The sequence below is a fragment of the Polaromonas sp. P3_C2 genome, assembly GCF_056402675.1.
In genome coordinates this window covers 1-840 of record NZ_JBFUGX010001104.1, presented here as the reverse complement: position 1 = coordinate 840, position 840 = coordinate 1, and the positions used below count along the sequence as shown (strand labels likewise).

At 61.8% G+C, this 840-nt stretch carries 1 protein-coding gene; it reads right to left on the bottom strand.

The window, feature by feature from the left end; translation table 11 throughout:
• Nucleotides 1-418 precede the first annotated feature (418 nt).
• A partial coding sequence (locus tag AC1DWI_RS24920; protein WP_477726150.1) for a uroporphyrinogen decarboxylase/cobalamine-independent methonine synthase family protein occupies nt 419-840 on the bottom strand: 422 nt, incomplete at its 5' end.

The window sequence follows — 840 nt, the reverse complement described above, 5'->3', positions numbered from 1 at the left end:
GCATGAAGAAGCGCCGGTCAATAGGAATAAGAAGAGAGAAGAGGAGGCAAAGAAGGGGGCGGCACTCATGGATCTGTGCCGGCCGGCAGCGCCAGTACTGGCGAGGTTGGGCCAAAAGCCTGCGGGCAGCAGGCTCAGGCCCATGATTGCTATCTTTTTGAGAGCTGCTTGCGCACGCTCAGCAGGGATGACGAGTCATTTTGATGATCAACCAAGCGCAATTAATGGAATCGGTCCATCCGACCCGTTGAACGGCTTGCCTCGTGGACGGCTGCGACGGGAGTGCACAGCCGAAAAAGTCAGCGCCGCAGCCCGGTTGAGCGGCCTCGAAAAGGCCGGGGCTGGGGGTCCGTTGGGACTCCCCCTCGCTAAAGAAAAGAGAAGGGGAGGACGACATGCGCCAGTCCCGGGGGTCAGATCAGGCTGTGCCCCATACCTCGCGTGCGGTTTCGACCACCAGGCGCAGCTTGTTGCGTTGCGCTTCCACGGCGATGTTGTTGCCGTGCACTGTGCTGCTGAAGCCGCATTGCGGTGACAGCGCGAGCTGCTCCAGCGGTGCGTATTTCGCAGCGTCTTCAATGCGGCGTTTCAGGTCGTCCTTGCTTTCCATTTCACCGAACTTGGTGGTGACCAGGCCCAGCACCACGGTCTTGCCCTTGGGCAGGTAGCGCAGGGGCTTGAAATCGCCGCTGCGGCTGTCGTCGTACTCGAGGAAATAGGCGTCCAGGTCCATCTCCTTGAGCAGCGCCTCGGCCACCGGCTCGTAGTTGCCGGCCGCGGCGTGGGTGCTCTTGAAGTTGCCGCGGCACAGATGCATGGCCAGCGTCATGCCGGCGGGCT